The sequence below is a fragment of the Anaeromassilibacillus sp. SJQ-5 genome, assembly GCF_054108045.1.
On the sequence record NZ_JBPJWQ010000001.1, the window covers coordinates 2,992,937 to 3,018,046 of the forward strand.

Annotated in this window: 28 protein-coding genes and 1 tRNA gene; 10 read left to right on the plus strand and 19 right to left on the minus strand. The window is 62.4% G+C overall.

The window, feature by feature from the left end; all coding sequences use genetic code 11:
* The first annotated feature begins 17 nt into the window (after window positions 1-17).
* The 4 genes from aroA to ACSAMM_RS12800 all read left to right on the plus strand — a co-directional run bounded on the left by aroA (window position 18) and on the right by ACSAMM_RS12800 (window position 4,039).
* The gene (gene aroA / locus ACSAMM_RS12785; RefSeq protein ID WP_457791719.1) at window positions 18-1,289 is read left to right on the plus strand and encodes a 3-phosphoshikimate 1-carboxyvinyltransferase; all 1,272 of its coding nucleotides are present in this window, start codon (window positions 18-20) and stop codon (window positions 1,287-1,289) included.
* Complete coding sequence (aroC, locus tag ACSAMM_RS12790; RefSeq protein ID WP_457791721.1) at window positions 1,270-2,376, plus strand: chorismate synthase; 1,107 nt, start codon at window positions 1,270-1,272, stop codon at window positions 2,374-2,376. Before aroA ends, aroC begins: the two co-directional genes overlap by 20 nt.
* Before the next feature lie 21 nt (window positions 2,377-2,397).
* Window positions 2,398-3,567: a prephenate dehydratase gene (gene pheA / locus ACSAMM_RS12795; RefSeq protein WP_457791722.1), complete on the plus strand. Its 1,170-nt coding sequence runs from the start codon at window positions 2,398-2,400 to the stop codon at window positions 3,565-3,567.
* A 235-nt stretch (window positions 3,568-3,802) separates the two neighbouring features.
* Window positions 3,803-4,039 carry a hypothetical protein gene (locus ACSAMM_RS12800; protein WP_178724702.1) on the plus strand — a complete coding sequence of 79 codons (237 nt, stop codon included), beginning with the start codon at window positions 3,803-3,805 and terminating at the stop codon, window positions 4,037-4,039.
* A 48-nt stretch (window positions 4,040-4,087) separates the two neighbouring features.
* On the opposite strand, the gene ACSAMM_RS12805 is transcribed toward ACSAMM_RS12800, so the two are convergent.
* The 8 genes from ACSAMM_RS12805 to rplU form a co-directional block, all read right to left on the minus strand.
* On the minus strand, window positions 4,088-4,930 hold the full coding sequence (locus ACSAMM_RS12805) for a GNAT family N-acetyltransferase (protein WP_457791724.1): 843 nt from the start codon (window positions 4,928-4,930) through the stop codon (window positions 4,088-4,090).
* A complete protein-coding gene (gene rsgA, locus ACSAMM_RS12810) occupies window positions 4,927-5,976 on the minus strand; it encodes a ribosome small subunit-dependent GTPase A (protein ID WP_457791726.1) in 1,050 nt (349 codons plus the stop codon). Before rsgA ends, ACSAMM_RS12805 begins: the two co-directional genes overlap by 4 nt.
* A 340-nt stretch (window positions 5,977-6,316) precedes the next feature.
* A complete protein-coding gene (locus ACSAMM_RS12815; protein ID WP_178724694.1) occupies window positions 6,317-7,207 on the minus strand; it encodes a YitT family protein in 891 nt (296 codons plus the stop codon).
* 55 nt (window positions 7,208-7,262) lie between these two features.
* On the minus strand, window positions 7,263-7,664 hold the full coding sequence (locus ACSAMM_RS12820) for a Mini-ribonuclease 3 (protein WP_457791728.1): 402 nt from the start codon (window positions 7,662-7,664) through the stop codon (window positions 7,263-7,265).
* A gap of 14 nt (window positions 7,665-7,678) precedes the next feature.
* Window positions 7,679-8,950, minus strand: a complete 1,272-nt coding sequence (gene obgE / locus ACSAMM_RS12825) for a GTPase ObgE (RefSeq protein ID WP_457791730.1) — start codon at window positions 8,948-8,950, stop codon at window positions 7,679-7,681.
* A gap of 161 nt (window positions 8,951-9,111) precedes the next feature.
* Window positions 9,112-9,396 carry a 50S ribosomal protein L27 gene (gene rpmA / locus ACSAMM_RS12830; protein WP_178724688.1) on the minus strand — a complete coding sequence of 95 codons (285 nt, stop codon included), beginning with the start codon at window positions 9,394-9,396 and terminating at the stop codon, window positions 9,112-9,114.
* 30 nt (window positions 9,397-9,426) lie between these two features.
* On the minus strand, window positions 9,427-9,741 hold the full coding sequence (locus ACSAMM_RS12835; RefSeq protein WP_178724686.1) for a ribosomal-processing cysteine protease Prp: 315 nt from the start codon (window positions 9,739-9,741) through the stop codon (window positions 9,427-9,429).
* Window positions 9,741-10,097, minus strand: coding sequence for a 50S ribosomal protein L21 (gene rplU, locus ACSAMM_RS12840; RefSeq protein ID WP_178724684.1), 357 nt, complete (start codon window positions 10,095-10,097; stop codon window positions 9,741-9,743). The genes ACSAMM_RS12835 and rplU overlap by 1 nt, the downstream gene beginning before the upstream one ends.
* A 281-nt stretch (window positions 10,098-10,378) precedes the next feature.
* Between rplU and ACSAMM_RS12845 the strand changes: the two genes are divergently transcribed.
* Window positions 10,379-11,392 carry a hypothetical protein gene (locus tag ACSAMM_RS12845; RefSeq protein WP_457791733.1) on the plus strand — a complete coding sequence of 338 codons (1,014 nt, stop codon included), beginning with the start codon at window positions 10,379-10,381 and terminating at the stop codon, window positions 11,390-11,392.
* A 59-nt stretch (window positions 11,393-11,451) separates the two neighbouring features.
* Here ACSAMM_RS12845 and ACSAMM_RS12850 read toward each other — a convergent pair whose 3' ends face one another.
* A complete protein-coding gene (locus ACSAMM_RS12850) occupies window positions 11,452-11,856 on the minus strand; it encodes a thioesterase family protein (RefSeq protein WP_457791734.1) in 405 nt (134 codons plus the stop codon).
* Between the two features lie 87 nt (window positions 11,857-11,943).
* On the opposite strand from ACSAMM_RS12850, the gene ACSAMM_RS12855 reads away from it, so the two are divergent.
* Window positions 11,944-12,705: a heparan-alpha-glucosaminide N-acetyltransferase gene (locus tag ACSAMM_RS12855; RefSeq protein WP_457791736.1), complete on the plus strand. Its 762-nt coding sequence runs from the start codon at window positions 11,944-11,946 to the stop codon at window positions 12,703-12,705.
* An 88-nt stretch (window positions 12,706-12,793) separates the two neighbouring features.
* Here ACSAMM_RS12855 and ACSAMM_RS12860 read toward each other — a convergent pair whose 3' ends face one another.
* The 7 genes from ACSAMM_RS12860 to ACSAMM_RS12890 all read right to left on the minus strand — a co-directional run bounded on the left by ACSAMM_RS12860 (window position 12,794) and on the right by ACSAMM_RS12890 (window position 18,352).
* The gene (locus tag ACSAMM_RS12860; protein WP_178724677.1) at window positions 12,794-13,336 is read right to left on the minus strand and encodes a QueT transporter family protein; all 543 of its coding nucleotides are present in this window, start codon (window positions 13,334-13,336) and stop codon (window positions 12,794-12,796) included.
* Window positions 13,337-13,483: 147 nt separating this feature from the next.
* Window positions 13,484-14,236, minus strand: coding sequence for a hypothetical protein (locus tag ACSAMM_RS12865; RefSeq protein ID WP_457791737.1), 753 nt, complete (start codon window positions 14,234-14,236; stop codon window positions 13,484-13,486).
* Complete coding sequence (locus ACSAMM_RS12870) at window positions 14,233-14,982, minus strand: acyl-[acyl-carrier-protein] thioesterase (RefSeq protein WP_457791740.1); 750 nt, start codon at window positions 14,980-14,982, stop codon at window positions 14,233-14,235. The genes ACSAMM_RS12865 and ACSAMM_RS12870 overlap by 4 nt, the downstream gene beginning before the upstream one ends.
* 88 nt (window positions 14,983-15,070) lie before the next feature.
* Window positions 15,071-16,342: a serine--tRNA ligase gene (gene serS, locus ACSAMM_RS12875; RefSeq protein ID WP_457791742.1), complete on the minus strand. Its 1,272-nt coding sequence runs from the start codon at window positions 16,340-16,342 to the stop codon at window positions 15,071-15,073.
* Window positions 16,343-16,411: 69 nt separating this feature from the next.
* Window positions 16,412-17,284, minus strand: coding sequence for a ParB/RepB/Spo0J family partition protein (locus tag ACSAMM_RS12880; protein ID WP_457791743.1), 873 nt, complete (start codon window positions 17,282-17,284; stop codon window positions 16,412-16,414).
* 53 nt (window positions 17,285-17,337) lie between these two features.
* Entirely contained in the window at window positions 17,338-18,099 is a 762-nt protein-coding gene (locus ACSAMM_RS12885; protein WP_178724668.1) for an AAA family ATPase, read from the minus strand.
* Window positions 18,100-18,277: 178 nt separating this feature from the next.
* Window positions 18,278-18,352 (minus strand) — tRNA-Arg (locus tag ACSAMM_RS12890).
* 117 nt (window positions 18,353-18,469) lie between these two features.
* On the opposite strand from ACSAMM_RS12890, the gene ACSAMM_RS12895 reads away from it, so the two are divergent.
* From ACSAMM_RS12895 to ACSAMM_RS12905, 3 genes are read left to right on the plus strand one after another with little or no spacing between them, the layout of a single operon-like run.
* Window positions 18,470-18,766 carry a hypothetical protein gene (locus tag ACSAMM_RS12895; protein WP_178724666.1) on the plus strand — a complete coding sequence of 99 codons (297 nt, stop codon included), beginning with the start codon at window positions 18,470-18,472 and terminating at the stop codon, window positions 18,764-18,766.
* A complete protein-coding gene (locus ACSAMM_RS12900; RefSeq protein WP_457791744.1) occupies window positions 18,753-19,181 on the plus strand; it encodes a HEPN domain-containing protein in 429 nt (142 codons plus the stop codon). Before ACSAMM_RS12895 ends, ACSAMM_RS12900 begins: the two co-directional genes overlap by 14 nt.
* A gap of 19 nt (window positions 19,182-19,200) precedes the next feature.
* On the plus strand, window positions 19,201-20,274 hold the full coding sequence (locus ACSAMM_RS12905; RefSeq protein ID WP_457791746.1) for a DUF3048 domain-containing protein: 1,074 nt from the start codon (window positions 19,201-19,203) through the stop codon (window positions 20,272-20,274).
* Between the two features lie 48 nt (window positions 20,275-20,322).
* Here the strand turns inward: ACSAMM_RS12905 and ACSAMM_RS12910 are convergent, their stop codons facing one another.
* From ACSAMM_RS12910 to mnmG, 3 genes are all read right to left on the minus strand, one after another.
* Complete coding sequence (locus ACSAMM_RS12910; protein WP_178724727.1) at window positions 20,323-21,156, minus strand: ParB/RepB/Spo0J family partition protein; 834 nt, start codon at window positions 21,154-21,156, stop codon at window positions 20,323-20,325.
* 141 nt (window positions 21,157-21,297) lie between these two features.
* Window positions 21,298-22,023: a 16S rRNA (guanine(527)-N(7))-methyltransferase RsmG gene (gene rsmG / locus ACSAMM_RS12915; RefSeq protein ID WP_457791747.1), complete on the minus strand. Its 726-nt coding sequence runs from the start codon at window positions 22,021-22,023 to the stop codon at window positions 21,298-21,300.
* 16 nt (window positions 22,024-22,039) lie between these two features.
* Window positions 22,040-23,908, minus strand: coding sequence for a tRNA uridine-5-carboxymethylaminomethyl(34) synthesis enzyme MnmG (gene mnmG, locus ACSAMM_RS12920; RefSeq protein WP_457791748.1), 1,869 nt, complete (start codon window positions 23,906-23,908; stop codon window positions 22,040-22,042).
* A 304-nt stretch (window positions 23,909-24,212) separates the two neighbouring features.
* Here mnmG and ACSAMM_RS12925 point away from each other — a divergent pair, with 304 nt between their 5' ends.
* Window positions 24,213-25,070, plus strand: coding sequence for a polysaccharide deacetylase family protein (locus tag ACSAMM_RS12925; RefSeq protein ID WP_457791750.1), 858 nt, complete (start codon window positions 24,213-24,215; stop codon window positions 25,068-25,070).
* Window positions 25,071-25,110 lie beyond the last annotated feature (40 nt).

Consider the following 25,110-nt stretch of genomic DNA (forward strand, 5'->3'; position numbering starts at 1 on the left):
ATGAAAGGAGTCCCGCCATGTTCCTCGCCGTCATCTCTCCCTCCGTCATCCGGGGAACCCTGACGCCCCCGCCCTCCAAATCCGCCGCCCACCGGCTGCTGATCGCCGCGGCCCTGGCCGGTGAAGGCCGGGTGCGAGGCCTCAGCCTTTCCGCCGACATGGAGGCCACCCTCCGGGCCGTGCGGGGCCTCGGCGTGTCCGTGCGTCTGGACGGGGACGCCGCCTGTTTCGCCCCCGCTCCCCCGTCCTCTTCGCCCTCCCCCCTGCCGGTGGACTGCGGCGAGAGCGGATCCACCCTGCGCTTTCTCATTCCCCTGTACGCCGCCCGGGGTATTCCCGCCGTCTTCACCGGCCACGGCCGGCTGCCGGAGCGCCCTCTGGGGGTGTACGCCGACTGTCTGCCCCCCCACGGGGTGACCCTCTCGGCCGCCTCCGGCCTGCCCCTAACCGTTACCGGCCGGCTGACCGGCGGGGACTTCGCCCTGCCCGGCGACGTGTCCAGCCAGTTCATCACCGGCCTGCTCTTCGCCCTCCCCCTCTGCCGGGAGGACAGCCGCATCCGCCTGACCACCCCGCTGGAATCGGCGGGCTATGTGGATATGACCCTCCAGGTGCTGCGGCAGGCCGGTATCCGGGTGGAACCCCTGGAGGACGGCTGGTTCATCCCCGGCTCCCAGACCTATCGGCCCCTGGACACGGCGGTGGAAAGCGACTGGTCGCAGGCCGCCTTTTTGCTGGCCGCCGGGGCCCTGGGCGGGGAGGTCACCCTCACCGGGCTGAACCCCGCCTCCGCCCAGGGGGATCGGGAAGCCCTTTCGCTGTTCCGCCGCTTCGGCGCCGCCGTCGAGGAGGCGCCCGGCCGCATCGTCTGCCGGAAGGCCCCTCTGCACGGCATCGACATCGACGCGGCCCAGATTCCGGATCTGGTGCCCGTCCTGGCCGTCACCGCCGCCCTGGCCGACGGGGTCACCCACATCACCGGCGCGGCGCGCCTGCGTTTGAAAGAAAGCGACCGCCTGGCCGCCGTGGCCGACGGCATCCGCCGCCTGGGCGGCCGGGTGGAGGAGGGCCCCGATTCCCTGACCATTACCGGCGTTTCCCGACTGGCCGGCGGCCGGGCGGAAGGATACAACGATCACCGCATCGTCATGGCCCTGTCCATGGCGGCACTGGGCTGCGAAGCCCCCGTCACCGTCACCGACGCCCAAAGCGTGGCCAAAAGCTGGCCCGCCTTTTTTGAAGACTATCGAGCGATAGGAGGAACCGCGCATGTCATCGACCATCGGTAACCGGGTGCGCCTCTCCATTTTCGGGGAGAGCCACGGCGAAGCCATCGGCTGCGTTCTGGACGGCCTGCCCGCCGGGGAGGCCCTGGACATGGAGGAAATCCACGTCCAGATGGCCCGCCGCGCCCCCGGCCGGGACAAAACCGCCACCACTCGCCTGGAGAGCGATATCCCCGCTATCTTGTCCGGCACCCTGAACGGCCGCACCACCGGCGCCCCCCTGGCCATGGTCATCCGCAACGAGAACCAGCGTTCGGGGGACTATCAGAATCTCGAGATCCTCCCCCGCCCCGGCCACGCCGATTTCACCGGCCACGTCCGGTACAGCGGGTATAACGACGTGCGGGGCGGCGGCCATTTCAGTGGCCGACTCACCGCCCCCCTGGTGTTCGCCGGGGCCGTCTGCCGCCAAATCCTGCGCCGGCGGGGGGTAAGCGTCGGCGGCCATATTCTGCGCATCGCCGACGCCGCCGACGAGGCTTTCGATCCCGTGAACCTCTCCTCCCAGCTGCTGGAGGAGCTGGCCGCCCGCCCCTTCTCCCTCCTGCGCGCCAAGGCGGAGCCCGCCATGCGAAACGCCGTGGAGGCCGCCCGGATGGCAGCGGACAGCGTGGGCGGCGTGGTGGAAATAGCCGCCGTCGGCCTGCCCGCCGGCCTCGGCTCCCCCATGTTCGATGGGGTGGAGAACCGGCTGGCTCCCCTGTTCTTCGGTATTCCGGCGATCAAGGGGGTAGAGTTCGGGGACGGCTTCGCCCTCGCCGGTATGCGGGGCAGCCAGGCCAACGACCCTTATGCCTACGACGCGTCCGGCCGGGTGGTGACCACCAGCAACCACAACGGCGGCATTCTCGGCGGCATCACCAGCGGCATGCCTCTCATTGTCCGTCTGGCCGTCAAGCCCACCGCCTCCATCGGCCAGCCGCAGAGGACCGTGGATCTGGTCGCGGGCCGGGAGGCGGAGCTGGTTGTCAAGGGGCGGCACGATCCCTGCATCGTCCCCCGCGCCCTCCCGGTGGCGGAAGCCGCCCTGGCCCTGGGCCTGCTGGATATTCTGGAGACCGAGGCCATTCCGGATCACTGCGCCGATTGATTGAAAGGGGATTATCCGCCCATGGAACTCGCCGATATCCGTGCCGAAATCGACCGTCTGGACGACGAGCTGGTCGCCCTGCTCTGCCGCCGGATGGATTGTTCCCTGCAGGTGGCTGCCTATAAGGCGGCGCATCACCTCCCCGTGCTCAATGAGGAGAGGGAAAAGCAGGTGCTGGACGGGGTGCGCCGCGCTGCTGCCCGGTATGACCAACGGGGCGCCGGTTTCCCCGGGGCGGCGGCGGTGGTGTTCTCCACCATGATGGACACCTCCCGCGCCCTCCAGCATCGGAAGCTGTCCGCCGGCAAAGCCCTGCGCGCCGCCATCGGGCAGGCCCCCCGCCGTCCGGTGACCGACATCCCCGCCCGGGTGGCCTGCGCCGGCTGCGCCGGTGCCTATGCCGACGAGGCGGCCGGCATTCTTTTCCCCTTCACCAAGGACGCGGACAGCCGCCCCCTCTTCGTCCCCTCCTTCGCCGACGTGGTGGAGGCTGTGCGGGAGGGCCGGGCCGATTACGGCATTCTGCCGGTGGAGAATTCCTCCACCGGATCCGTGCATGAAAACTATGACCTGCTCATGCAGCATCGCCTCTCCATCGTGGGGGCGGCGGAGCTGCCTGTTCATCATTGCCTGCTCACCCTGCCCGGCGCGGATCCCCGCCGCCTGAAGGCCGTCTATTCCCACCACCAGGGCTTGTCCCAGTGCGCGGATTTCATCGCCGCCCGGGGCCTGGAGCCCCGGCAGTACAGCAACACCGCCGCCGCCGCCCGTATGGTGGCCGAAAGCGGCGATCCCACCGCCTGCGCCATCTCCTCCCGACAGGCGGCAGAGATTTACGGATTGGAAATTGCCGCAGAGAATATACAGTCGGTATCCAACAATATCACCCGCTTCATCGCCCTGTCCTCTCAGCTGCTGCTGCCGCCCGCGGCGGATAAAATCAGCCTGATCTTCACCCTGCCCAACGTCACCGGCTCCCTGTATAAAACCCTGGCCCGCTTCGCCATGGAAGGGCTGAACCTGACCAAGCTGGAAAGCCGCCCCCTGCGCAACGGGGATTTTGACTACGTATTTTACCTGGATTTCGAGGGCAGCCTGGACAACAGCGGCACGGTGGATCTGCTCTGCGCCCTGTCGGAGGAACTGCCGGTTTTCCACTTCCTGGGCAACTACCGGGAAATTCGCGCCTGATCCCTGGAAAATCCTGCGGCTCCGGCGCGGGAATTATCCGGCCGATTTTTCCACAAATGCCACCGTATCGGTGGAAAAACTGTCAACCTCCGAGAATTCGACGGTTTTCGGTTGCGTTCTGTTTTTGGGGACGATATACTAATAGGAGACATCCTCTTTGTATACATAACCGGCTCCGTGCCCCGGCGAACATGGAGCCCTCCTTCCCCGTTTCGCCGGAGAAAAGGAGATACCGATGCAGAAAACCGTTCGGAAAAAGGTCTACGATACCGATACTGCCGCCCTGCTGGGCACCGTTACCTCCGGCCTGTTCGGCGATCCCGCCGGCTATGAGGAACGGCTTTACCAGACCCCCGAGGGATTCTACTTCCTCTATGGCCTGGGTGGGGACGCCTCCCCCTATCCCAAAGAAACCATCAAGCCCGCCTCCGCCGCCACGGCGGAAAAATGGCAGGCCGAACACGCTCAGTAAATGCATAATCCCGCCAGAGAAAGCGAACTTTCTCCGGCGGGATTTTTTCTATTTTGTATATTTCTCGTTTTTTATACGAGTTGTGAAGTCGAGAGGCGAACGCCCCTCCTCTTTTTCCGGCATTCCCTGCTCCCGCAGCGCTGCGTTTATCTGCTCCATGGCCGCGTCGTCCATGCCCTCAAGGGCGCGGATCTCCCGTCCGCTGAAGCGGCTCAGCCAGTTGAGCGCCGGCAGCTTAAGCGTCTCGATCGCCCGCCGGGCGGGAGGCGCCAGCCGTTTCAGGAGCGTGTCGATAGGCGCCATGTCCGCCGGCGCCTTGGGCGGGAAAGTGTTGTCGAAGGCCTTCGCCGCAGCCTCGTCCATCTCGAAATCCGGCGATTCCCGGTAAACACCGGCGATCCCGTCCAGCGCCCCCGGATACAGCGGCAGCGCCATAAAAGCGTCATAGGCATCCCCCTGCCCCGTAACAATGCCGAACTCACCGGCAGGCCGGAACCCTACCCGGCAATAGTAATCGGGATGGCCAAAAATCACAATCCCTCGGTAGCCCAGCTCTCGGGCCCGATCGATGGTGGCCCGCATCAGCGCCGTGCCGATCCCCCGTTTCCAATAGGCGGGCAGGACGCTCAGCGGCCCGAAGGTCAGCACCTCGTTCTCTCGGCCCGCCGCGTCGGTCACCCGGGCCTTGGTGTACAGGATATGCCCCACGATCCGGCCGTCGCTCTCGGCCACCATGTCCAGCGCGGGCACAAAGTCCCGGCTGTTTCGCAGCTTGTGCACCAGGTAATGCTCGTCGCAGGTGGGATGAAACACGCCCCAGAACGCCTCCCGGGTCAGCGCCTCCACCTCCCGGTAGTCCTCCGGCCTCTCCAGCCGTATGGTCAGCTTCATTCCTTGACTCTCCCTTCCTTCTCCATCTGCCGGATGGTTTTGGATATACCCTTGTGCCATTGCTGTTTCTGCCGCAGATATCCCGCCTTGTCGTCGGCGTACCGAGCCTCCTGCTTCAGCTTTTGATAGCTCTCCCAGCGTTCGGGGGACAGCACGCCGGTTTCCAGCGCCTCCCGCACCGCGCAACCCGGCTCCTGTTGATGGCGGCAGTCAGAAAACCGGCACCGCCCCAGAAGGGCCTGTACATCGGTGAACGCCTCGGATAATCCCTCCGACACGTCCCACATACCCAGTTCCCGCATTCCCGGCGTGTCGATGACCATCGCCCCGCTGTCCAGCCGGAACAGCTGCCGGTGGGTGGTGGTGTGGCGGCCTCGGCTGTCGTCCTCCCGGATGCCGCCCGTCTCCATTAGCTCCTCGCCCGCCAGCGCGTTCAACAGGCTGGACTTGCCCACGCCGGAGGAGCCGAGAAACACGACGGTTTTTCCCGGCCGCAGATAGCCGTCCAGCGCGGCCAGCCCCTCCCCAGTTTTGGCGCTGACCGTGAACACCCCGACCCCGGCGGCCAGGCGTTCCGCCCGCCTGCGCGCCTCGGCGGAATCCTGCGTGAGATCCGTCTTGGTCAGCACCACCGCCGGCACCGCTCCCGACTGCCACGCCAGGGTCACGTACCGCTCCAGCCGCCGCTCGTTGAAATCATGATTCAGGGACTGGAGGATAAACACGGTATCGAAGTTGGCGGCCACCGCCTGTTCACCCCGCCCCGGCGTGGGATCCCGCCGGGAAAAGAAGGTGCTTCGGGGCAGCGTGCGGAGGATCAGGCTGTCCCCCTGGGGATTGTACTGAATTTCCACGAAATCCCCCGTGGTGGGGAACGCCTCCCCGCCTCCGTTGAAATACACGCCGGCTTTCAGCCGCCCGTATCCCTCGCCTTGATCACACACCAGTTCATACCGTTCCTTGTGCACCGCGGTCACCCGAGCCGGCATCCCGCCGGACAATCCCGCCGCCATCGCGGGGGACCAGCCATAATCGCTTAGTTGCAATTCTCTCTTCCTTTCTTCCGTTTTGCCATGTCGTTATGTGTCCTGTCGTCACGCACCCTCATCTTATAAAAACGAAAAAAGCCGCAGAAAGCAGCCTTTCCCGTCGGCTGCACTCTGCGGCGCCCGCATAGGGGCATAAAAATAGCACACCCTGTCGAGTGTGCTATCGCGCAAGCGTATAGTTCACGAAAGGTTCTCTATCAGCGTGCGGAAAAGCTTCCTCACGCCCCTATGCGGTTTTATGCAGAGGTCACCTCAACCAATACCGACATACCTACAACTCCTTTTGTGTTCCCCATGGAACGATTTGTCTTTATCATACGCGATTTTCCGCGGGATGTCAATGCTTTTGTTCGATGCGCTTAAAACCTTCGCCCAGCACCTCCTCCGTGGACACCACGATGAGAAAGGCATCGGGATCGCAGTCCTGCACCAGGGTGCGCAGCTGGTACATCTCCGAGCGGCGCACGGCGCAGAGCAGCACCCGCTTGTCCTCCCCGGTATAGGCCCCGGTGGCGTTAAGCAAGGTCACCCCCCGCCCCATCTCTTCCAAGATTTTCCGACAGAGCAGCTCCTCCTTGCGGGACATGACCAGCAGCATCCGGCCCGTGTCTCCGCCGTAGACGATGGCGTCCATAATGCTGGTGGAAACGAAAATCAGCACCATGGCGTACAGCGCGCTTTCCAGCTGCTTGTACACCAGCGCCGACGCCGCCACCACCACCGCGTCCACCAGCAGGATCAGCCGGCCAATGGGGATATGGCGCAGGCGGCGCTCCAGCAGGCGGGCCACCACCTCGCTGCCCCCCGTGGTCGCGCCCCGCAGATAGATGAGGCCTAAGCCCGCCCCGGCCAGCACCCCGCCGAACAGGGCCACCAGGATTTTATCTCCCCGGAAGGGGGGCAGAAACCGGGCGGTGCCGTCGATGATGGCCGAGGACAGCACGGTGACGATCAGGGTGCGCACCGTGAACGCCGCCCCGCACTTGTACCAGGCGGCAATCAGCAGCGGCAGGTTGATGACCAGAATCATGGTGCCGATGGGCAGGTGAAAGGCATAATTCAGCAGGGTCGCCACGCCGGTGACCCCACCGGGGGCGATTTGGTTGGGCGCGGTGAAGATGTTCACCGACAGGGCGTACAGAACGCTGCCCAGCAGGTAAAATCCGCCGTCCAGTACCGCCCTCCCCGCCTTGCTATGCGAAGGATTTCCCCGTTTGCTTTTGCTCATCCCACAGCCCGCCTTTCTGCAGGCTTAGCATGTCCCTTCCGGCCCCGTTCTATCCCTAAACCGGTGGATTCTCCTGTTCCCCGGCGCAAAACGCCGCCTCGAACAGCTCCCGGATCCGGTCGGTCTCCCCACGGAGGTACAGATAGCCGAACAGCGCCTCCAGGCCGGTGGCCCGGTGATAATCGCCGCCGCTGCGGGCGGTGTGAGCGTTGCGCCCCCGGCGGAAAACCGCTGCCTCCTCCTCGGTCAGCCGGGGGAGAATGGCGTCCATGGCCGCGGCCTGGGCCTCGGCGCGCACCATGGCCACCGCCTGCTTATGCAGCTCATTGACCGGGCGGTTGGCCTGGCAGACCAGCCGCTCCCGCACCATCAGCTCATACACGCCGTCCCCCACGAACGCCAGGGCCAGCGGGCTCAGGTTCCGGGGCTCCACATCCTCCGGCAGCAGCCGTCCCATAACCCGTCCTCCTTTTAAAACACAAAATCAAATTCAAAATCGTACAGGCTGACGGTATCCCCCTCGGCCACTCCCGTCTTCACCAGCGCGTCGATGACGCCGGCGGACTGGAGCACCCGCTGGAAATACTGCAGGCTCTCATAATCGTCGAAATTGATGCCCTGCATCAGGCGGAGCAGCCACTCCCCTTCCACAAAGAACACGCCGTCATGGCAGGTGACCGTCACCTCCCGGCCGGACAGGGCCTCCGCGTCGGGCAGGGGCTCGGGCTCCGGCTCATAGGCCCGGATGGGCGGCAGCTCGGCCAGCATCCGGGCGCAGCAGTCCACCACCTCTTTGGTGCCGTGGGCGATGGCCGCCATCATGGGGAAATAGGCGCAGCCTCTCTCTTCCATGGCCTTGGCAAAGGCCTCCAGCTGCTCGTCGGTGGCCAAATCGCACTTGTTGCCCGCCACGATCATGGGCCGGGCGGCCAGCTCGGGGTTGAAGGCCTGCAGCTCTCGGTTGATGATGTCGAAATCCTCCAGGGGATCCCGGCCCTCGCTTCCCGCCACGTCTACCACGTGGATCAGCATCCGGCACCGTTCCACGTGCCGCAGGAACTCGTGGCCCAGGCCCACGCCCTCGCTGGCCCCCTCGATCACGCCGGGGATATCGGCCATGACGAAGGAGATCCCTTCCTCCACGCGAACCACACCCAGCACCGGGGTGATGGTGGTGAAGGGGTAGTTGGCGATTTCCGGCTTGGCCTCGCTGACGACGGAAATCAGGGTGGATTTTCCCACGTTGGGGAAGCCCACCAGCCCCACGTCGGCCAGCAGCTTTAGCTCCAGGCGGACGGTCCTCTCCTCCCCCGGCACGCCGGGCTTGGCGAAGCGGGGCACCTGGCGGGTGGCGGTGGCAAAATGGCTGTTGCCCCAGCCGCCCCGGCCGCCCTTGGCCGCCACAAAGGGCTCGTCCCCCGACATGTCGGCCATCAATCGACCGGTTTCGTCGTCATAAATCAGGGTGCCCCGGGGCACCGGGATGACGCAGTCGGCCCCCGATTTTCCAAAGCAGCGCTTGGCCCCGCCCGGCTGGCCCGCCTCGGCGGCGAACTTCCGTTTATACCGGAAGTCCACCAGCGTGCCGGTTCCGTCCTGGGGGACGAAGACCACGCTGCCGCCGCGGCCGCCGTCGCCGCCGTCGGGGCCGCCGGCCGCCACGTATTTCTCCCGGTGGAAGGAAACCGCTCCGTTCCCCCCGTTTCCCGCCTTGATGCGTATGGTCGCTTTATCCACGAACATGGATTTTCCCGCCTTTCAGCGCCGATTTTTTCACATTTCTCCGCATTTTAGTGAACAAAACCGCCCGGATTCCCGCACGGGACCGCACAATTTCGCTCTTCTTAGCGTTTCTTAAAACCATAAAAAAATCCCCGCCGGATGCGGCAGGGATTTTCCAGTTCTTATTCTTCGGCCGCGTAGACGCTCACGCGCTTGCGATCCTTGCCGACCCGCTCGAACCGCACCACGCCGTCCGACAGGGCGAACAGGGTATCGTCCGAACCGATGCCCACGTTGTTGCCGGGATGGATGTGGGTGCCGCGCTGCCGCACCAGGATGTTGCCGGCCAGAACAAACTGCCCGTCCGCCCGCTTGACGCCGAGACGCTTGGACTCGGAATCGCGGCCATTTTTGGTGGAGCCGACGCCCTTTTTGTGAGCGAACAGCTGAATGTTTATCTTCAACATGATAATGCCCTTCCTTTCCTGATGAAGCGCCTAGCGCGCTTCTATCGTTTCAACCACTAACTGCCGGGGATATTGCTGCTGCAATTGCCCGAGGTGCAGCCTCAGCCCCAGGAGAATATCCTGACAGCCGACCGGTTCCTCCACCGACACCCTGAGAAACCCGTCCCGCGCCTCGGTATCGGCCGGGCAGCGGCAGATTTCGGTGATGGTGTTGGCCGCCAGATAGGCGGCGGAGGAAATCGCCGCGCAGACCACGTCGGTCCCCGACACGCCCGCGCCGGCGTGGCCCCGCAGGGTAAAGCCGCACAGAAGGCCGTCCTTTCGGACGAAGGTGGCCCGCGTCATTATTCCGCGGCAGCTTCCGGTTCCGCTTTGGGGGCCTTGGGAGCTTTGGCGTTGATGACCTCAACCTGCACCTTGGTGTAGGGCTGGCGATGGCCCAGCGCGCGCTTGCAGCCCTTCTTGGGCTTATAGGTGAAGACGGCGATTTTCTTGCCCTTGCCGTTCTTGACGACCCGCGCTTCCACGGAGGCGCCCTTGACGTACGGCGCGCCGACTTTCAGTTCTTTGTCGTTATGCAGGGCGACGACCTTATCAAAGGTCACGGAGGATTCCTCGGCAGCATCCAGCTTTTCCACGAACAGAACGTCGCCGTTCTGCACTTTGTACTGCTTGCCGCCGGTTTCGATGATGGCGTACATGATGGGAGACCTGCTTTCCTTCAGTCTCGCTGTCCTCAGGCGGATCCCATTTGGGATCGCTTATAAAAGCCCGGCACATGCGGCAACGCTCATTGTATCATATTTGGAAGAGGTTGTCAACGTCTCTTTTTGTTTCTTTTCTCGTATAAATTGCAGTTGATTTTATGGCAAATCTGGCGTATAGTTAGACTAAGCGTTGGATAAAGAAAGAAATCTGCGGTTTTTTATCCCGACGCATCAGAACCGGACAGAGGCCGGATTTGAAAGGAAGGGTAACACAGATGAACAGGAAAAAGGCAGCGGCTGGTTTTCTCGCGGCGCTGCTGGCGGTTTCGCTGACCGCTTGCAACAAGCCGGCCACGCCGCCGGCGTCCTCCGCGGCGGCCACAACGGAAGCGACAGCGCCGTCCACCACCATGGCGACCACGGAAAGCACCACGACCACCACCGAGACAGCGGCCGCCACGACCACCAAAAAGAAAACCACCACCAAGAAGCCCAAGCCGAAAACCACCGCCCCCAGAAAAACCGCCGCCCCCACCAAGGTGACGCTGCCCACCAACGCGCCCACCGGCAGCCCCACGCCACCGCCCACCACCACGCCCACAGAAAACCGATTCGTGCTGTCCGCCCAGGGAAAGGCAGCCCTCGCTCGGTATCAGAAGGGCCAGGAGAAGTTTTTCGCGCTGGACAGCTACCACTACACCGGCCACATACAAATGGAAATGAACGTGGACGGACACGCCTTCATGATGGTGACTTCCTCTAATGAAATGTATAAAAACGGGTCTACTCATCAGTTATATGCCACGGATTTCAGCAGCGGGGCAGGCGACCAGTCTCAGCACAGCATTTACATCGACGGGACGTCCGTCTTTGAAAACACCGACGGGACTATCAAGACCTTCGCTTTTGATCCGGACGCCTTTGATTCCGCTTTTGACTACGCCAGCTTCTCGCCCTTGGAGGAAAGTAATATCCTCGGCTATTCTACAGAAGGCGGCGCGGACGTTTTCACATTTCAGCTTTCCGAAAAGGATACCCAGTATTTTGAAGAGCAATTCGGCTTAATTCGCAATCTGATCGTCACCATGAAGGTAAGCTATACGCCGGAAGGTTACGTGTCCACAGAAATCGACACGTTCTCGGCGGACATCGGCGTTGTCAACGACGCGACCAATACCACCGGCTGGTACACCCTACGGCTCGTCAGCAAAACATCCTTTGACAATCCGGGTAAGCCGGTGACGGTGCCTAGGCCGGACTGGGTGCCTGCCGACGCAGACAACACCTGAAAAAAGCCTGGGCGTTTCCTCTAGGGGGAAACGCCCGGGCTTCTTGTTTCGCCTCTCGCTTATTCCCCGGCGGGGCGGCGGGCGGCGGCTTTTTCCTCGAAGCGGGCAGTCTTGACGGTGCAGCGCTGGTGCGTACCCTCCCCCACGGGGCCGGCCTCGTCCCGGGCGGTGACGTGAAAGGTAAACCGGCGGCCGTCGGTTTCCAGAAGGACAGCCTCCACCGTCACGGTCATCCCCAAGGGGGTGGCGGCGGTGTGGACAATATCCAGGGCGGTACCCACGGTACCGATCCCCTCCTCGAGGCAGGGCTGCACGAGATGCATACAGACCGCCTCCATCAGCGCGGCCAGGCAGGGGGTGGCGAACACGCGGGCGGTGCCGCTGCCCACCCGGCAAGCCAGCTGATCCTCCGTGACCGTGCGGCTTTCCTCACGGGTCATGCCCACCAGGGCTTTTTCTTCCATATAGAAGGACTCCTCTCGGTTTTGTTGGCGTTTTTTGAAAATCGTGGTATACTAATGACCATCTCGAATGTGCGGGGGGGATGCCAGTTGACCGAAACAAATAGCCGGACGGGCCGGATATATTTCATGGACGAGGTGCGGGGCTTCGATCTGTTGCTGATGGTGGCTTTTCACGGGTTTTACACCGCGGGATACCTTTTCGGCTTCCGACCCGCGGCCTGGCTGTTTAACTTTTTTAACCCGGTGGAGCCGTTTTTCGCCGGGCTGTTCATCCTGATCTGCGGCATCTCCTGCCGCTTGTCCCACAGCAATTGGAAGCGGGGCGGGCTGCTGCTGGCGGTGGCCGCCGTGATGTCCGCGTTCCTCTTTGTGTTCATGCGGAAAGAAATGATTTGGTTCGGCATCCTGCACTTCCTGGCGGTGTCCATCCTGCTGTTCGCTCTGTGCCGGCCGCTGCTGGATAAAATTCCGCCGGCTTGGGGGGTGGCGGCCTGCGCCGTGCTGACCCTGATCACCTGGTGGGTTCCCGGCTACCGGGGGAGCCAGTTCGGCATTCCGGGGCTGCTGTCCTTCCCCATACCGGAGAGCGTGCGGGCCTGCGGGTGGCTGTATCCCCTGGGTTTGGGCCTGGGCGAGGGGGCCGATTATTTCCCGCTGCTGCCCTGGCTGTTCGTGTTCCTGGCGGGCAGCTTCCTGGGGCGGTGGGCCAAGGAGGGACGGTTCCCCCAGTTCATGTATGTCAGCCGGGCGCGGTGGCTCGCCTGGCTGGGGCGGCACACGCTGATTATTTACGTTGCGCACCAGCCGGTGTTGTTCGGCCTGTGCTGGGTGATTGCGGCGATGGTGTAAAATCGTTTCCTTATGCCCTTTTTTGTTGAAAACAGCGCCGAAAGTCTTCGGCGCTGTTTTTATACACTTTTTCCTTAAAATCCGGGTTTTAAATACGGGCGCGGCGGCCGAAGAGATGGGCGGCGGCGCCGGAACGCTCCAGCGCGGCGTGGAGCAGCAGGCCGCAGACGGTGCAGGCCAGTAGCTGCCCGATCCCGACGGACAGCATATTGATCGCCAGCACCTGGGGCGTGAAAACCGGGGACACCAGAGTCAGCTCCAAGCCCACCACCACGGCGTTGATCACCACCGGAGGCAGGGACGCGAGCACCGGGACGCCTTTTACCCGGAGGTTCCGCAGCCGCCAGGTCAGCAGGGCGGCGGCCAGGGTGGCCAGGGGGCCGAACAACAAATCCCACGCGCCGGCGGGATTGGCCCCCATGCCCAGGCCCACCAGATTGGAGACCAGGCAGCCCACGGCCAGGCCGGGGATGGCCGACGGGGTGAAGACGGCCAGAATGGTCAGCATTTCGGAAATGCGGCATTGGACAATGCCGAAGGACGGGGCGGGCAGCAGCAGGGTCAGCGCCGCGTACATGGCGGCGATCAGCCCCGCCTGCGCCAGGGTGCGCACAGGGGATTGGGTTTTCATGATACGACCTACTTTCCATAGTTTTGATTGGAGCCGAAGCTCCGGTCAGGATGGTTTCGAACTGACCTGCGGGGATAAAAAATCCGCGCCATAGTCAAATATACTATGGCGCGGTTGAAAAGTCAAGAAAGCGGCTATAGGGTAAATTTACGGGGCTTTTTGATAAAGAAAGGCGTTGCCTTTCTTGCCTGTGCGTTGTATAACATCCAGATTATACAATATGTTAATCAGCGTACCGGTTCCCTTCTGGCTCAGGCGGGAGGCGCGTTTGACATCGGCGGTGGTGAACGGTTCCGGGAGATCGGGGGGCAGCAGGCTGGCGTAATCCGCCTTCTCGCGCAGGACGGCCACGGGGCCCAGGGCGGTGGGCATCCGCTCGGCCCGGTGGGATCCCTTCTTGCCGTCGGCGCTCCAGCCGTCGGTCAGCCGGTATTCCTCCATATCGAGGAGAGGCAGCACCACCGTCAGGCGGGGGTGGCCCAGGAGGGCGCGGATATAAACAAGTTCTCGAGCGGCGTCCCAGAAGTGGCCGGTCTTGGGGGATCGGCGGGGCTTGGAGGTTTCACCGCTGGCGGGATCAACCCAGACGAGGGTTTTGTGCCAGGTCAAGGGGTGCACCACCGTCACCGGATAGGTTTCGAGCAGGCGTTCCAGCTTGGGGCGCAGGGCGGAAAAGCCCCGGGTTTGGATTTCCGTCACCTGCCGGCCGTCGAAGATGTCGGCCACACAGCGCTCCAGGCGGATCTCGTGATGGCTGTCATCGGGATCCAGCCAGTATTTCATTACAGCGTGGAGGCTGCGTTCCCCAAGGGTGCCGATGCCCTGGCGCTGCCGCAGACCGGCCAGGCCGTTCAGCCGGGCCTCGTCGAACGCGTCGGGATCGAGATAGGGGGCGGTCATGGCTCCGGCACGAAGGACAGACGGGCGTCGAAGCAGACGCCCCGGTCATGGGCGCCGGTGACGAAGGCCTCCCCTTCCCGCTGCGCCGCCGTCATATGCAGGGTCTCCCCTTCCACCGCCTCCTTGACAAAGGCGATGGAGAAGCCGGTTATGCGTTTGCCTTTCATGCCGCCGGGGAGATAATCGCAGAGGTAATTGGCATAGATGGTGTTATTCAAATGGCCGTTCCAGTCCACCTCCGACCAGCGCACCACGTGGTCGCCGACGGGCGCCATATCGACGGGCGGCTTCCATTTGGCGGGATCGGGACAGGCGTTGCGACGTTCCGGCTGGGTGATCAGGCCGTAGGGCTCGAAGGCGTCGGGGCGCAGCAGGCGGTGATCCCGCACATCCACCAGGGCGAAGGCGGTGACGCTTTCGATAAGCTTCTCCCCCGCCTTGTCCAGGAATTCATAGCAGCGGTAAAACTGGGCGCCGCGGGTGCCCCGGTGCCAGGTGCGCAGGGCCACCTCCTCGTTGAGGGCGGGCGCGCGATGGACAACACTGTTGGTGCGGGTGAGCAGAAAGGCCATGCCCGCGTCGCAGAGCACTTGATACCCGAGGCCGCCCGTGCGCATATGCAGCTCTCCGATCTCCTGCTGAAGCCGCAGCTGCCCGGCGGGGGTCAGACGTTGATCCTGCCCCGCGTCGAAGGTGCTGATTTTCACCGGCCAGGTGTAATCCCTGGCGATCGTCGCCTCTTCCATGAGGATTCTCCTTTATACTTTTAGTATATTTCCTGTTGCGTATACATAAAGACAAAAATGCGGGCCACGTTTCATGGCCCGCAAGGGTTTAGCGGATGACGTCGACGCCCATATAGGGGCGCAGCGCCTCAGGGACGGTGACCGACCCGTCGGCGTTCTGGTAGTTCTCCAGAATAGCGGCCACGGTGCGGCCAACGGCCACGCCGGATCCGTTGAGGGTATGCACCAGCTGGGCTTTATCGGCCTTGTCCCGCTTGAAGCGGATGGCGGCGCGGCGGGCCTGGTAGTCCTCGAAGTTGGAGCAGCTGGAAATTTCGACATACCGGCCGTAGGAGGGCATCCACACCTCGATGTCAAAGGTTTTGGCACTGGAGAAGCCCAGGTCGCCGGTGGACAGGGCCACCACCCGGTAGGGCAGGCCCAGCAGCTGCAGCACCCGTTCGGCGTCGTGGGTCAGCTTATCGAGTTCCTCATAGCTGGTGGCGGGATCGGCAAACTTGACGAGCTCCACCTTATTGAACTGGTGCTGACGAATAAGGCCGCGGGTATCCCGGCCGGCGCTGCCCGCCTCGGCGCGGAAGCAGGCGGAATACGCGCAGTATTTAATGGGCAGGCTGGCGCCGTCGAGAATTTCATCCCGATGCATATTGGTGACCGGCACCTCGGCGGTGGGAATGAGGAAATAGTCGGGATCGGTCAGCTTGAAGGCGTCCTCCTCGAACTTGGGAAGCTGGCCGGTGCCGGTCATGGAAGCCCGGTTGACCATAAAGGGCGGCAGAATTTCGGTATAGCCGTTTTCGGTATGGGTGTTGAGGAAGAAGTTGATGATGGAGCGTTCCAGCCGGGCACCCAGGCCCTTATAGACATGGAAACGCTTGCCGGTGATTTTGGCCGCGACCTCCGGGTCGAAGAGCTCCAGGCGTTTGCCGATGTCCCAGTGGGCTTCCGGCTCAAAATCAAAGGCGCGGGGCTCACCCCAGCGGCGCTGTTCCACGTTTTCGGTATCGTCCTTCCCCACCGGCACGCTGGCATGGGGGATATTGGGGATGGACAGCAGGATATTCCGCTGCTCGGTTTCCAGATCCGCGGCGCGGGCGGACAGCTCCTTGCCCTCCTCGGCCAGGCGTTTCATCTCGTCCATGATGGCGGATGCGTCGCCGCCTTCTTTTTTCAGGCGGGCGATGTCCTTGCTCGCGGCGTTCTGCCGGGCCTTGACCCCGTCGGCCTTAGCGGACAGCTCCCGCCGCTCGGCGTCGATGGCGATGACCCGATCCACCTGCGCGTCCATATCCTTATTGCGGGTTTTCATGGCCTGTTTGACCAGGTCGGGGTTGGCGCGTACCATTTTGATGTCCAGCATGTGAATTTCTTGTCCTTTCCGAGCCCCGTGCCGTCCGCCGGCGCGGAACCTTTTTACTTTTCTTGCCTGTTAGGATTCGGGGGCGAGGCGAGCGGCCAGATCCTGCAGATCGCCCGGATCGAAGAATTCGATGGTCAGGGTGCCGCCGGATTTATCGCCGGCTTTCAGGGGCGTGACCTTCACGCGGCGGCCCATGTGTTCGGTGAGGGAGAGCTCGACCTCCTCAAAGAAGGGCGGGCGGGAAAACAGGGCCGGGGCTTCCTTTTCCTTGCGGGGGGCGCGGGAGGCCTTGGCCATTCGTTCGAGATCCCGCACCGACAGGCTTTTATCCACGGCGGCGGCGGCGGCGTCCAGCTGCTCCTCCTCGGTGGCGAAGGCGAGCAGGGCGCGGGCGTGACCGGCGGAAAGCTCGCCCCCCGCCACCATCTGCGCGATGGTGTCCGGCAGGTGGAGGAGCCGCAGGGCGTTGGCCACGGCGGGGCGGGATTTGTTCACCGATTTGGCGGTTTCCTCTTGCGTGAGGCCGTAGGTTTCCATCAGGGTGCGGTAGCCCATGGCTTCTTCCATGGGGTTAAGATCCTCCCGCTGGAGGTTCTCGATCAGGGCCAGCTCGGCCGCTTCTTTATCGCTCATTTCCCGGATGACCACCGGCACCTCGGTCAGGCCGGCCATGCGGGAAGCCCGCCAGCGGCGTTCGCCCGCCACCAGCTGATAGCTGCCGCCGGCCACCGGGCGGACCAGCAGGGGCTGAAGCACGCCGTGCTGGGAAATGGAGGCGGAGAGCTCGGCGAGCGCTTCGTCGTCAAACTGCTTGCGGGGCTGGGCCCGGTTGGGCTCGATTTCGGAAATGGGAAGGGAAACGGTTTTCCCCTCCTCCTCAATGGAGTTTTCGGCGAACAGGACCTCCAGGCCCTTGCCGAGGCCCCCTTTTTTCGCTGCCATTCAGACAGCCCCCTTTCTTGGAAGACGGGCGGACAGGATGCGCGCCGCCCGGGTTATCGTTTGCCGCACAGCTCCTTGGCCAGGGCATCATACGCCGCCGCGCCGCGGGAGCCGCCGTCGTAATAATTGATGGGTTTGCCGAAGCTGGGCGCTTCGGACAGGCGGACGCTGCGGGGGATGGCGGTGGCGAACACCTTACGGGGGAAGAATTTTTTAACCTCCGTCACTACCTGCTGCGTCAGGTTCAGCCGACCGTCATACATGGTCAGTAAAACCCCTTCCAGCTCCAGCGTGCTGTTATACAGCCGTTTGACCTGCCGGACGGTGGCCATCAGCTGGGACAGACCTTCCAGGGCGTAATACTCGCACTGGATGGGTACGAGCAGGGTATCGGCCGCGCACAGGGCGTTGAGGGTCAGCAAACCGAGGGAGGGCGGACAGTCGATATAAATATAGTCGTACGCATCCCTCAGGGCAGCGAGGGCCGCTTTCAGCCGGCTTTCCCGCCGGTTGAGCTCCACCATTTCGATTTCAGCACCGGCGAGCTGCATGCTGGAGGGCAGGACATCCACGTTCTTAAACGCGGTGTGGACAACGACCTCCGCCGGCTGAGCGGTGCCGATGAGCAGTTCATAGGTGGAGGCTTTGACCTGCCGCTTGTCGATCCCCAAGCCGCTGGTGGCGTTGCCTTGGGGATCAATATCCACCAGGAGGCATTTCTTCCTGCGGGCGCCCATGGCGGAGGTAAGATTCACCGTGGTGGTGGTTTTCCCCACACCGCCTTTTTGATTGACCACCGCCGTCACTTTCGCCATGTCGACACGACCGCCTTTCTCTCGCTGGAATACATGCGTCTGCATGATAGTATAGCACAGATTCCTTGGAAGGAAAAGGGGCTGGAATATTTTTATGCCGGAATGTTTCATGTGAAACATTCCGGCATGGCTGTCAACTTAAAAACCGCCGCAAGCAATCCAGTTGCTTGCGGCGGCGTGGTACTCCCGGCGGGAATCGAACCCACAACGGCCCCTTAGGAGGGGGCTGTTATATCCATTTAACTACGGAAGCATATCCAAGCGGCGTGTATTAGTGTACACCATTTCGGCCTGGGTTGTCAATCCCTTCCGGGGAATTGCCAAGCGGGCGGGATGGGTGTATACTAAGTAGGCAAAGGAGGAGTCTGGTATGCTGTTGGATATTCTGCGCGATGAAATTGTGCGCATCGCCGCGCCCAGCCGCATCGTTCTGTTCAGCCAGAAAACCCATCCGGACGGGTCTCCGTCTTCCGTCAAGCTGTGCGTGGTGATCCCCGGGGGAAATCCGGAGGAGGTGGAGCACCGGCTGTATATGGAAATCGACGCGGGGCTGTCCTTCGACGCGCTGGTGTATACCGAGGAACAGTGGGATCGGCTCTGCCGGACGCCGTTCAGCCTGGCGGCCAGGGCTGTGGAACACGGGAGGCTGCTGTATGAGGCGAAGTAAGCACAGCGACGACAGCCGGTTATTTTTCGACTGGCTGGAGATAGCCGCCCGGGATCTGCTGGCGGCCCGCCTGCTGATGGAGAGGCAGCAATGCCTGGAAATTGCGGGGTTTCATTGCCAGCAGGCCGTGGAAAAGGGCTTGAAGGCGTATATCATCCATGCGTCGGGGCAGCTGGTGGACGGGCACAACGTCACGTGGCTCTGCCGCCAGGCCGTCCGGTACAATCCGGATTTCGGCGACTGGATGGAAGACTGCGCCAAGATGAACCGGCTTTATATAGAAACGCGGTACCCTTCCGACGAGGATTTGCATCTGTCGGGAGAGACCGTGGAACGGTATCACGCCGCAGCCCAGTCGCTGTATGATTTTATCTGCGAGCTGGTATACGAAAACGGCGATATCGAGGACGATTAACAGAAAGGATCTTTGGCCCATGAACAAGCGAATTCTTACGATACTGACCGCTCTTTGTCTGACGGGGGCGCTGGCCGGCTGCGGAACGGGAAATCCCGGTTCTGTTCCGGCCTCGTCCCAGCCGGCGCCGGAAACCACTGTGGGCACCACCGCGCCGCCCACCACCTCTCCGCCGACACAGCCTAAGGGGGATTTCAACATATTCACCGGGGAGGATTCCCTAGCGGCGGGGGCGGACACCCGGCCGGTGGCGGTTATGATCGGCAACAACGACAAGTCGCGGCCGCAGTACGGGCTGGATCAGGCGGACATGTATGTGGAGGCGGAGACGGAGGGCGGCATCACCCGGATCATGGCGGTTTTCGCCAATGCCGCGCGGGTTCCGGCGCAGCTTGGACCGGTGCGAAGCGCCCGGTCGCCCTTCGCGCTGCTGGCCCAGTCTCTGGACGCGGTCTACTGTCACGCCGGTGGCAGCACGGCGGGGCTGGCCACCGTGAAAAAACTGGGGATCCATCACATTGACGGGCTGGTATACGACGGCTCCACCTTCTGGCGAGACGCGAATCTGAAAAGGACAAAGGGGCTGGAGTATTCCATGATGACCAGCGGGGACAAGCTGGGGGCTCGGATGAAATCCGCCAATATCCGCCGGAACGGCAAGCTTACATCCCTGTTCACCTTCGGGGAAGGGGCCGGCAGCGGGGCGGGTAAGACGGTGCAGGTGTTTTTCTCCGGCGCTCAGACCATCAGCTTCCAGTATGACGCAGGCACCGGCCTGTATACCAAGTACAACGGGGTCGTCGGCAAGGGTTCACCCCATAAAACAGCCGGCGGAAAAGCGCTGACCGCCTCCAATGTGCTGGTGCTGTACGACACCAAATATGCCGAGAATGCCTATACCATCGGCTTCAACCTGAAAAGCGGCGGCGGGCTGTTGGTCAGCGGCGGCACCAGCCGGCCGGTTTCCTGGTCGCGTTCCAGCAGCAAGCTGAGTATTACCGAAAAGGACGGTTCTCCCGCCAAGATGGCCACGGGCAAGACCTACATCTGCCTGGTAAGCAAGGGCAACGAGGGAAACACCAAGGTCGGATAAGCATCCGTTAAAAAGACTCCGCGGCATGGCCGCGGAGTCTTTTTGTATTCAGGCGGTATGGACGATGACGGGGCGGGCGGAGGGCTTGGGGATCCGCACCACGTATTCAATGTAGTCTTCCGTTTCGTTTTTCTCCGACCGGGCCTCGATACCCGAGCGGCGCATGGTTTCCACCGCGTGGTTGACCGTGTTGAAGAACAGCCGCACGTCCCGCACCACCGGCAGCGGGCGTTTGCGCTTGATTTTACCTTTCAAAAAGTCGTCCACCAGCTTATCGGACTGGGCGGCGGTCAGGCGGCCCTCGATAATCCGGCCCAGAGCCACCCGGCGGAGCTCCTCGTCCTCGATACGCAGGAGAGCCCGGGCGTGCCGCTCGGTCAAGCCGGCGCCGATAATGGCGCTGCGTTCCTCGGGCGGCAGACGAAGCAGCCGCAGCTTGTTGGCAATGGTGGGCTGGGAGCAGCCCAGACGATTGGCGGCTTCCTCTTGGGTCAGCCCGTATGTATCGATCAACCGGTGCATGCCTTCGGCGGTTTCAAAGCAGTTCATATCCTGGCGCTGCAGGTTCTCAACCAGCGTGAGCAGCGCCCTCTGCACGCCCTCGGCCTCCAGCTCGATACAGGGAATTTCCCGAATTCCCGCGATTTTAGCGGCTCGCAGACGCCTCTCCCCTGCCACCAATACCGGAACGCCATCCCGGAAGGTCACAGTAACGGGATGCAGCAGCCCATTCTCCCCGATGCTCTGCGCCAGCTCCAGCAGCTTTTCATAGCTGAAATCCCGGCGCGGCTGTTCGGGGTTGGGTTGAATTTCCGCGGTGGGAATCATCCACACATTTCCGCTGCTTTGGTATTTCGGCTTCTTATTTTCCTTGCCCCACATCTTTCGCACGTCCTTCCCATTCCGATGGCTGTCGCCCGGCATGTTTCACGTGAAACGCACGGGCTTGTCCGCTTTCCTGCTGTCAGCATACCATGAATTTTGCCGGATGCCTGTCGGAATGGGCATGTCGCGGAAATGAAGTTAAAGGGGCTGTTTGGCGATTTTCGCAGAAGGACGTGGATATTTTGGCGGCGTGGGCGCTATTTTGTCGATCACTAGGATCCGGCGTTCTCCCCCCGGCTCCCCGTCAGGCAAAGCGGGCAGGGTCAGCGCCTTCACCCGGCGCACCTTGCCGCCCAGCATGCGCACGGCGTTGGCCGCCGCCGTCTGTTCGGTTTCCCCTTCCGGCCCCTTCATCGCGAGAAAAATTCCGCCAGGCCGCACAAAGGGCAGGCAGTATTCGCACAGGGTAGGCAAAGCCGCCACCGCACGGGCGGAAGCTACATCGTACCGCTCCCGCAACTCCGGCCGGCGGCCTCCCTCCTCGGCCCTGGCGTGCACCAGCTTTACCGGCAAGTCCAGCTCCCGGCAGAGAGCCTCCAAAAACACCAGCCGCTTATTCAGGCTGTCCAACAGAGTGAGCTGAATGTCCCGGCGATAAAGGGCCAAAGGAACACCAGGGAAACCTGCCCCCGTCCCCACGTCGATGAGGCGCAGAGGCCCCGCCGGAAGCAGAGGAGCCGCCGCCAAGCTGTCCACGAAATGCTTGACTACCATGGCTCCTGGCTCGGTAATCGCGGTTAAGTTCATCTTTTCGTTCCACTCCACCAACAGGCGGGCGTAGGTGTCCAGCCGTTCTGCCAAATCAGTGTCCACCGGTACTCCTACCGCCTCGCCGCCAGCTTTCAGACAGTCGCGATCGATCATGATGCTCTCCCCCTTCCTATTGATTTTGACTGAGCCAGATAATCAGCACCGACACATCGGCAGGGCTGACCCCGCTGATGCGGGAAGCCTGGCCCACGCTGCGGGGCCGCACCCGGCCGAGCTTCTCCTGCGCTTCCTTGCGCAAGCCGGTGATGGCCGTATAATCCATAGGATCCGGGAGCAATCGATTTTCCAGCCGCCTCATTTCATCAATAGCAGCCTGCTGCCGGCGGATATACCCCTCGTATTTCAGTCCCACTTCCACCTGTTCCATCACCAGCGGTTCCAACTCCGGTCTGGCGGTATCCAGAGGGGCAAGGGCCTCGTATCCCAGTTGGGGACGTTTCATCAGCTCGGACAGCCGGGCGCCGGAGCTCAGCGGGGTTGTTTCACGTGAAACAAGCAGCGCGTTGACCTCCTCGCTTGGCGGAAGCACCGTTTCTTCCAGCCGCCGCCGTTCCGCCTGCTTAGCCTCCTGCCGGGCGCAAAACCGCGCCCATCGCCCATCGTCCACCAAGCCGGCCTTCCGGCCGAGCGGCGTCAGTCTTTCGTCGGCGTTGTCCTGGCGCAGCACCAGGCGGTATTCCGACCGGGAGGTCATCATCCGATAAGGGTCGGTGCAGCCCTTGGTGACCAAATCGTCGATAAGGGTGCCGATATAGCTGGAGGCCCGATCCAAGAGAAGCGGCTCCTTCCCCAATATCTTGTTAGCCGCGTTCACACCGGCCACCAGTCCTTGGGCCGCCGCCTCCTCATACCCGGAGCTGCCGTTAAACTGGCCCGCGCCGTAAAGGCCGGGGATATCCAAAAATTCCAGCGTGGCGTCCAGCTGGAGAGGATCGCAGCAATCGTATTCGATGGCATACGCCGGGCGCATCACCTGGACATGCTCCAGCCCGGGAATGGTGCGCAGAAGACGCAGCTGCACATCCACCGGCAAGGAAGAGGACAGGCCCTGGAGATACATCTCCTCCGTTTGCAGGCCGCAGGGCTCGATAAACACCTGATGGCGCTCCTTATCGGCAAAACGGACGATTTTATCCTCGATGCTGGGACAATAACGGGGGCCCACCCCTTCGATTTTTCCCCCATACAAGGGCGAGCGGTGCAGGTTCTCCAGAATCACCCGTTTGGTTTCCGGGCTGGTCCAGGTGATATGGCAGGGCAGGCGGTTTTCCAGCGGCTCGAAGGTTTCAAAGGAGAAAGGCACCACCGGGTCTTCCCCGTCCTGCTGTTCCAGACCCGAGAAGTCAATGCTCGAGCGCAGCACGCGGGCGGGGGTGCCGGTTTTAAACCGGCGAAGACGCATCCCCAGCTCCAGCAGGGAGGCCGTCAGCTCGGTGGCGGCGAACATGCCGTCCGGCCCGCCCTCATAAGAGACATCCCCCACAAAGATTTTTCCCTTGAGGAAGGTGCCGGTGGCCAGGATCACCGCCTTCGCGGTATACTGCACCTCCAGTCGGGTGGTCAGCAGCCACTCGCCGGAGGCCAACCGTTCCAGGCGGACGATTTCCCCCTGCCGGATATCCAGGCCGGGGGTGGTTTCCAGCCGGTGCTTCATATAGGCGGAATAGTTCCGGCGATCGATCTGCGCGCGCAGGGAATGGACGGCCGGCCCCTTCCCCCGGTTGAGCATCCGGGATTGCAGAAAGGTGGCGTCGGCGGCCTTGCCCATTTCCCCGCCTAGGGCGTCCAGTTCTCTGACCAGATGGCCCTTGGCGGTGCCGCCAATGGAGGGATTGCAGGGCATATTCCCCACCCAGTCGAGATTGATGGTGAAAATCGCCGTGCGGCAGCCCAGGCGGGCGGCGGCCAGGGCCGCCTCGATGCCCGCGTGGCCGGCGCCGATCACCGCCACGTCAACATGTTCGTCAATAAACTTCATAGGTCAGCATCCGTTCTGTTGGTGTCCGTTTATTCGGGATTTTGCTTCGACAGGAACCACCAGTATTATACCTCTCCCGCTAGTGCAGAACAAGGTTTCTTTGTTAAAAAACAAACTTTCCACTCTTTCCACAGGGTTTTCCACATTTCCACGGGGCTTTTTCACCGGCCTGTGAAAGCTTTTCCAATTTTTCTGTCCGTCCACCTTGTCCCCCTCTCATACCCGTTCAGCACCTTGCATATAAGTAAACAGGTGTTTACCGGAGCGAAGCTGGGCCCGTCATTGCCCGGACAGGGGGAACCACATGCGGAAAAAGACCATCAACCTGACATTCTGCGCCGTTTTCACGGCGATCCTTCTCTTTCTGCTGCTGCTGTCCCGCTGCCACGGCGGCAGCACAGCAGCGGAGACCGCCGGCACGGAGAAACCCTCGGTACCGGTGCTGATGTACCATCATCTGCTGAAGCGGGCGGAAAATACCCGCTATCAGGGCAACGACATCGTCACCTATGTGGAGGATTTCGAGCAGCAGCTGGCGTGGCTGAAAAGCAACGGCTTTGTCAGTATCTCCACCGCTCAGCTGGAAGCGTATCTATACGACAATGGCCCGCTGCCCGCCAAGCCGGTGATGATCACCTTTGATGACGGGTATCTGAGCAATTATATTTATGGGTATCCCCTGTTATCTCAGTATGGCTTCACGGCGGTGATCTTTTCCGTCACTGGGAAAATCGGGGAAACGCCCGAAACCTTTAAGCCGGCGCAGATCAATATGCTGGACCGGGAGACCATGGAAAAGTGCGCGCCGGTGTTCGAGTTTGCCAGCCACACCCACAACCTGCACCGCGCCACCGGAACCGGACATTCGGCCCTGACCGACGCGGATCCCGCCACGCTGGAAAAGGATCTGTCCGCCAGCCTCGACACCCTGCGCCCCTTCGCGGGCAGCACTCTGACGGTCTTTTCCTATCCCTACGGATTTTACAACGACAGGGTGGTGGACGCACTCAAAGCGCGGGGGATCCGCATCGCCTTCCGCGCCACCGGCGGGCATCTCAACCGGAACAGCGACCCGTATTCCCTCCCCCGCTGGGCGGTATCCTATAAGGTCAGCCTGGAAAAATTCCAGTCCTTTTTCTCCGACTATGTCACCAGCGTATAAAAAGCGGCCGCACAGATGCATGTGCGGCCGCTTTTTTGGC

What these genes read in the sequence shown, in the direction of transcription:
- rpmA (WP_178724688.1), bottom strand. Translation starts at nt 9,396, where the DNA reads ATGTTGAAGATAAACATTCAGCTGTTCGCTCACAAAAAGGGCGTCGGC.
- ACSAMM_RS12865 (WP_457791737.1), bottom strand. Translation starts at nt 14,236, where the DNA reads ATGACCGCCCCCTATCTCGATCCCGACGCGTTCGACGAGGCCCGGCTG.
- ACSAMM_RS12835 (WP_178724686.1), bottom strand. Translation starts at nt 9,741, where the DNA reads ATGACGCGGGCCACCTTCGTCCGAAAGGACGGCCTTCTGTGCGGCTTT.
- ACSAMM_RS12805 (WP_457791724.1), bottom strand. Translation starts at nt 4,930, where the DNA reads ATGAAGCTGACCATACGGCTGGAGAGGCCGGAGGACTACCGGGAGGTG.
- ACSAMM_RS12850 (WP_457791734.1), bottom strand. Translation starts at nt 11,856, where the DNA reads ATGGAAGAAAAAGCCCTGGTGGGCATGACCCGTGAGGAAAGCCGCACG.
- rplU (WP_178724684.1), bottom strand. Translation starts at nt 10,097, where the DNA reads ATGTACGCCATCATCGAAACCGGCGGCAAGCAGTACAAAGTGCAGAAC.
- ACSAMM_RS12880 (WP_457791743.1), bottom strand. Translation starts at nt 17,284, where the DNA reads ATGGCAGCGAAAAAAGGGGGCCTCGGCAAGGGCCTGGAGGTCCTGTTC.
- ACSAMM_RS12845 (WP_457791733.1), top strand. Translation starts at nt 10,379, where the DNA reads ATGAACAGGAAAAAGGCAGCGGCTGGTTTTCTCGCGGCGCTGCTGGCG.
- ACSAMM_RS12870 (WP_457791740.1), bottom strand. Translation starts at nt 14,982, where the DNA reads ATGGAAGAGGCGACGATCGCCAGGGATTACACCTGGCCGGTGAAAATC.
- ACSAMM_RS12910 (WP_178724727.1), bottom strand. Translation starts at nt 21,156, where the DNA reads ATGTGGGGCAAGGAAAATAAGAAGCCGAAATACCAAAGCAGCGGAAAT.
- aroC (WP_457791721.1), top strand. Translation starts at nt 1,270, where the DNA reads ATGTCATCGACCATCGGTAACCGGGTGCGCCTCTCCATTTTCGGGGAG.
- ACSAMM_RS12905 (WP_457791746.1), top strand. Translation starts at nt 19,201, where the DNA reads ATGAACAAGCGAATTCTTACGATACTGACCGCTCTTTGTCTGACGGGG.
- mnmG (WP_457791748.1), bottom strand. Translation starts at nt 23,908, where the DNA reads ATGAAGTTTATTGACGAACATGTTGACGTGGCGGTGATCGGCGCCGGC.
- ACSAMM_RS12925 (WP_457791750.1), top strand. Translation starts at nt 24,213, where the DNA reads ATGCGGAAAAAGACCATCAACCTGACATTCTGCGCCGTTTTCACGGCG.
- aroA (WP_457791719.1), top strand. Translation starts at nt 18, where the DNA reads ATGTTCCTCGCCGTCATCTCTCCCTCCGTCATCCGGGGAACCCTGACG.
- rsmG (WP_457791747.1), bottom strand. Translation starts at nt 22,023, where the DNA reads ATGATCGATCGCGACTGTCTGAAAGCTGGCGGCGAGGCGGTAGGAGTA.
- ACSAMM_RS12800 (WP_178724702.1), top strand. Translation starts at nt 3,803, where the DNA reads ATGCAGAAAACCGTTCGGAAAAAGGTCTACGATACCGATACTGCCGCC.
- ACSAMM_RS12820 (WP_457791728.1), bottom strand. Translation starts at nt 7,664, where the DNA reads ATGGGACGGCTGCTGCCGGAGGATGTGGAGCCCCGGAACCTGAGCCCG.
- ACSAMM_RS12900 (WP_457791744.1), top strand. Translation starts at nt 18,753, where the DNA reads ATGAGGCGAAGTAAGCACAGCGACGACAGCCGGTTATTTTTCGACTGG.
- ACSAMM_RS12815 (WP_178724694.1), bottom strand. Translation starts at nt 7,207, where the DNA reads ATGAGCAAAAGCAAACGGGGAAATCCTTCGCATAGCAAGGCGGGGAGG.
- ACSAMM_RS12885 (WP_178724668.1), bottom strand. Translation starts at nt 18,099, where the DNA reads ATGGCGAAAGTGACGGCGGTGGTCAATCAAAAAGGCGGTGTGGGGAAA.
- obgE (WP_457791730.1), bottom strand. Translation starts at nt 8,950, where the DNA reads ATGTTCGTGGATAAAGCGACCATACGCATCAAGGCGGGAAACGGGGGG.
- ACSAMM_RS12895 (WP_178724666.1), top strand. Translation starts at nt 18,470, where the DNA reads ATGCTGTTGGATATTCTGCGCGATGAAATTGTGCGCATCGCCGCGCCC.
- serS (WP_457791742.1), bottom strand. Translation starts at nt 16,342, where the DNA reads ATGCTGGACATCAAAATGGTACGCGCCAACCCCGACCTGGTCAAACAG.
- ACSAMM_RS12860 (WP_178724677.1), bottom strand. Translation starts at nt 13,336, where the DNA reads ATGAAAACCCAATCCCCTGTGCGCACCCTGGCGCAGGCGGGGCTGATC.
- pheA (WP_457791722.1), top strand. Translation starts at nt 2,398, where the DNA reads ATGGAACTCGCCGATATCCGTGCCGAAATCGACCGTCTGGACGACGAG.